This window comes from Streptomyces sp. NPDC006265 (assembly GCF_040613555.1).
GTDB lineage: Bacteria > Actinomycetota > Actinomycetes > Streptomycetales > Streptomycetaceae > Streptomyces.
Window position 1 is genome coordinate 1 of sequence record NZ_JBEXSH010000713.1, and the last position, 4,789, is coordinate 4,789.

A 4,789-nucleotide genomic window follows, 5' to 3' on the forward strand; every position below is an offset into this window, starting at 1 on the left:
GGTCGTCACCGGCGACGTGAGCGAGGCGGGCCTGCAAGACACCTACGCCTACGCCAAGGCGGGCGCCGAAGGCGGCGCTGACGAGCGTTGAAGGCGCGCCCAAGTGGGCGGTGGACGCCGGGAACTACCCGGACGAGTCCTGCGGGATCTGCCTCTTCTGGGGGCAGAACATCACTCAGAACCAGGCGGTGACACGTGCCACGCACGACTTCTGGCACAACGCGCACGGCGTGCAGGACGCCTTCCTCACCACCGCCCAGAAGACCATGGCCTACGTTCAACAGCACCTGAGCGCCGATCAGTTCAAGGGCATCGCCGGCTTCGACCCGTACAACGAGCCGCACGCGGGCGTCTACGACTCCGGGCAGACCAGCCGCGCCTGGGAGAAGGACCTGCTCTGGCCGTTTTACGAGAAGTTCCGGGCCCGGATGGACAGCGCCGGATGGCGCGACAAGCCCGCCTTCGTCGAACCGAACCTCTTCTGGAACGCCAACCTCGACTTCCAGAAGCAGGAGGGCGGCCTGCTCGACGCCGGGAAACTCGGGCCGCGCTACGTCTTCAACACCCACTTCTACGACCAGAAGGCCATCTCCGGCGTCTTCATGTGGGGCAAGGCGGCCGACGGCCAGTACGCGGGCGACTTCCGCACCGTCCGCGGCCGCGCCGCCGCCGCGCAGACGGCCGCCGTGGTCAGCGAGTTCGGACACCCCCTGGCCGGTAACGTCTCCGACAAGGCGCCGACCGTCCTCAAGGCGATGTACCAGGCCCTCGACTCACGCCTCAAGGGCGCCGACTGGTGGTCCGGCCCGGCCGCCTCGGGACCCGTGCTCTCGGGCTCACAGTGGCAGTGGGACATCTACAACGGCCGCCATCGCGAGCTGATGAACGCCAACCCCGACAAGGTGCTCACCACCGGCGACGCCTGGAACGACGAGGACCTGTCCGCCGTACGCCTCGACGGCAGGGGCAAACCCGTGCTCCGCCAGGACGCCCGGCTCCTGGACCGCCTCTACCCAAGTGCCACGGCAGGTCGGACCGTCGGCTTCACCTACGAGGACCGCTCCCGGGACGGCTCGACGACCCTGACCTGGAACCCGGTGCCGGGCTCCCTGCCGAACGTGCAACGCCTCGTGGGGTCCGGGCAGTACGGGCTGCTGCTGTGGCGCTCCGACGGTGGCTCGGCGCCCACCGAACTGCATCTGCCGGCGAGCTTCCCGACCGCGTCGACCACGGTCGTCTCCGACCTGGGCACGGTCCACGCCCCGCCGGCGTACACCTCGGCCACCCCGGTCGCGGTGGCACAGGAGCCCGGTGGCACGGGAAGCCGCCGCCTGCTGCTCACCGCGCCGGACTCGGGCGTCCTGCACTACGCGCTGGTGACCAACGGGGCGACGGCTCCCTCGGCGGATCTGCTCGCCGCGGCCCGCTCCGAACTGGCGGCGTGGGCGGCGAGGGAGGTCGACTGAAGGAGGTCAACCAGCAGACGGGCTCGTCCAGTCGGCCGCCACACGACCGAGCCGGACGCGCTGCGGGTGGTCGCCGACCGGCACGGACACGACCTTCTTGCCGGTGGCGAAGTCGATGGCCGTGACCTGGTCGGTGCCGCTCTCGGAGACCACACAGGACTTGCCGTCACCGCTGACCGTGGCCCAGTAGGGCTTGGAGGCGGTGACGAGCGGGCCCTCCTGGAGGGTGGCGCGGTCGACGACGGTGGCGTAGTCGTCCATCGTGCCCGCGACGCACAGCTTGCGGCCGTCCGGGCTCATCGAGACGCCGTGGTGGCGCGAGTCGTTGACGAAGGTGGTGCGGTCGTCGCTGGTCGCCGAATTCTTCGGCAGGGTCTTGGTGCGGGTGATCTTGTCGGTGGCGATGTCGTACTCGAAGAAGCCGTTGAAGAAGGAGACCTGGAAGTACAGCTTCGACTCGTCCGGTGAGAAGACGGCCGGGCGGACCGCGTCGGAGTAGTCCTTCAGGCCGAGCGCGTCCAGCTGCGGACGCATGTCGATGACCTTGACCTGCTTGAACGTCGTGGCGTCGACGACCGTGATGCGCCGGTCACCCTTCGTCCAGTCCAGCCACGGGGCGTCGGTCTGCGTGTTCACGTCGCCGATCGCCATGTTGTAGATGTACTTGCCGTCCTGGGTGAAGATGTTCTCGTGCGGCTTGTCGCCGGTACCGAACTTGCCCAGTTCCCTGCCGGAGACGATGTCCAGCACATGGACGGTGTTGGAGGTCGACGCCGACACCGCGACCCGCTTGCCGTCGGGGGAGACGGCCATGTGATCGGAGCGGTAACCGGACACGGGGAAGCGCCAGTTGAGCCGCCCGGAGGCGAGGTCGATCGAGACGACGTCGGCGAAGCTCGGCCGGGAGACGACCACCGAGGCCCCGTCCGGCGTGGAGTACATGTCGTCGACGAACTGGTCGTGGCCCTCGCCGACGCTGTTGCGGATCGCCATGAAGTAGATCCACTTGATCGGATCGGCGTTGATCGCCGCCATCCGCTCGTCCTTGTCGGGGATGACGTTGATGCGGCCGATCTTCGCGAAGTCACCGGAGGACCGGATGACGTCGGCGGTGCCGTCCCAGTTGTTGCCCACGAACAGCACCTCGCGCAGCGCGGCGGAGGAGCCCGGGGCGGCCGCGGTGGCGGCGGTCGCGGGAGCGGTGACGGTCAGGGCGAGGGCTGCGGCTACGGAGCACAGGTGCCTGCGTCGGAAGACGGGCATGACTGCTCCCCTCTCTGCTGTGGGGTCTCGGCCGTGGGGTGCGCGATGTGAGTGGGACATGCCAAAGCTGGGCGCGGAATCTGAACACACGTGCTTTCAGAGTCAACTTACTGCAAAGTAAGGAAGGGGCGGCCTTCTCCACAAGACCGCGTGCACGACAAAATCAGTGTTCGAACGACGAAGGGAGAGCCGGTGCCGGGCAGACTCAGAGCGCCGACCGGCCGCTACGGCGGCAAGACCGCAGAGGAGCGGCAGGCCGAGCGGCGCCGGCGGTTCCTCGACGCCGCGCTCCAACTGTTCGGAGACGCCCCCGGCTTCCGCTCCACCACGGTCGCGGCCCTCAGCGAGACGGCCGGGCTGTCCACGCGCCAGTTCTACGAGGAGTTCCGCACCCTCGAGGACGTGCTCGCCGCGCTGCACCTCCAGGTCAACGGCTGGGCCGAGGCGGCGGTCCTGGAGGCGGCCGGGGGTGCGGCGGACGTGCCGCTCGTCGAACGCGTCACCGCCATCTTCCGCGCCTACGCCGGGAACGTCGCCGCCGATCCGCGCCGGATCCGCATCACCTTCGTCGAGATCATCGGCGTCAGCCCGCGCCTGGAGGAGCAGCGGCTCGCCCGCCGCGCCGGCTGGGTCGACCTCATCTGCGCCGAGGCCGACGCGGCCGCGGCACGCGGAGAGGCCGCACCCCGCGACTACCGCCTCGCCGCGACGGGCTTCATCGGCAGTGTCAACGGCCTGCTGCACGACTGGAGCGCCGGCTGGGTCGACGCGACCCTCGACGAGGTGGTCGACGAGCTGGTCCGGCAGCTGCTGGGCATTTTGTGGCCGCCGGGGTGGAAGCCGGAAGGGTGAGGACGGGTGCCTGGTGCGGGGCGCGGACGCGGGCAAGCGTCCTGCCGCACGCCGCACGCCGCACGCCGCACGCCGCACGCCGCACGCCGCACGCCGCATCCCGATGCCGCACATCGGGCACCGCACGCCGCCCGGAACCTGACCCGCCCCGGATGGGGGGCCCGGCGCCTGCCGGGTGGACCCGCGCCGGCCCGCCCGTAGCCGCTCAAGGCCACCGACCCAGCGCGGCACCGAGGATCCCCCCGAGACCGGAACATGACCCGCTAGGCCGACGCCGGCACCACGAGATCCACCGCCATCAGCAGCGCGACCCCCAGCAGCAGTCCGGCCAGCAGTCGTGCGCGGAGGGCGCGGTACACCCTCTGGAGCAGGATGCCGTGCACCCCGGGGTCGGCGGAGAGCGCCTCGATCGTGGCGACGAGTTCCCCGGTGGTCGTGGCGGCGGACAGGGCCGCGTGCCGCGAGGTGACGCCGGCCTTGCGGCCGCGGTTCTGCCTTATCCGGACGTACGTGACGGACGCGGGATCCTCACCGACGAGCACCGTCGCCAGACAGGGCGCGGTGCCCGTCCGCTCGGTGAGGACGGTCGCGCGCTCGCCGGTCTCCTCGACGATCCGCCGGGCGAGTGCGGTGCCGTCCATGAGCCGTGCCTGCGACATGATCTACTCCTGGGCCGATGTGCTGCTTCGCCCAGGCGCACGGCATCGACTTCTGCGGGGCCGCTCCCGCTACTCGTCCCAGGCCTGGACCAGCGTCTGCTCGGCGATCTTGCCGTCACGCAGCCCGATCATGGACTCCGAGAAGACGCGCACCCCGTCCGCGTACAGGCAGCTCTCGCTGTAGGCGGCGGCGTCGCCCTGGATGACGCACCGCTCCAGCGTGTGCGACATGTCGCGGCTGTAGACGTCCTCCAGCATCCGGCCGATCTCGTCCCGGCCGTGCAGGACCTTGGGGTGGCTGGGCTGGGTCGTGCGGTCCACGATGCGCAGCTCCGCATCGTCGGCGTACAGGGAGAGCAGGATGTCCGGATCCCCTTCCACGCCCCGGCGCAGGGTGTCCCGGTCGAAAGCGGGGTCTGCCGCGGTTCCCATGATGACCTCCTTCGAAGGGCCGCGGCCCGGTGTACGCGGGCCGCGAAAGGCCTCTCCTGTCGAGCGTCCTCCCGCCCGGCGGGCTCGGCAAGCGCAATCGGGACACTGGGTGTGACG

The 4,789-nt window shown here is 70.3% G+C and carries 3 protein-coding genes and 2 pseudogenes; 2 read left to right on the forward strand and 3 right to left on the reverse strand.

Going from position 1 to position 4,789, the window contains the following annotated elements; genetic code table 11:
- Positions 1-83: 83 nt before the first annotated feature.
- Positions 84-1,466, forward strand: a pseudogene (locus ABZ281_RS38130) (endoglycosylceramidase); the annotation flags it as partial.
- 6 nt (positions 1,467-1,472) lie between these two features.
- On the opposite strand, the gene ABZ281_RS38135 reads toward ABZ281_RS38130, so the two are convergent.
- Positions 1,473-2,729: a YncE family protein gene (locus ABZ281_RS38135; RefSeq protein ID WP_356662609.1), complete on the reverse strand. Its 1,257-nt coding sequence runs from the start codon at positions 2,727-2,729 to the stop codon at positions 1,473-1,475.
- Between the two features lie 192 nt (positions 2,730-2,921).
- On the opposite strand from ABZ281_RS38135, the gene ABZ281_RS38140 reads away from it, so the two are divergent.
- Positions 2,922-3,581 (forward strand): TetR/AcrR family transcriptional regulator, encoded by a 660-nt coding sequence (locus ABZ281_RS38140; RefSeq protein ID WP_356662610.1) that lies wholly within the window; start codon positions 2,922-2,924, stop codon positions 3,579-3,581.
- 362 nt (positions 3,582-3,943) lie between these two features.
- Here ABZ281_RS38140 and ABZ281_RS38145 read toward each other — a convergent pair.
- Positions 3,944-4,240: pseudogene (locus ABZ281_RS38145) on the reverse strand (tetrahydrofolate dehydrogenase/cyclohydrolase catalytic domain-containing protein); the annotation flags it as partial.
- Positions 4,241-4,309: 69 nt separating this feature from the next.
- Positions 4,310-4,672 carry a nuclear transport factor 2 family protein gene (locus ABZ281_RS38150; protein ID WP_356662611.1) on the reverse strand — a complete coding sequence of 121 codons (363 nt, stop codon included), beginning with the start codon at positions 4,670-4,672 and terminating at the stop codon, positions 4,310-4,312.
- Positions 4,673-4,789: the final 117 nt, after the last annotated feature.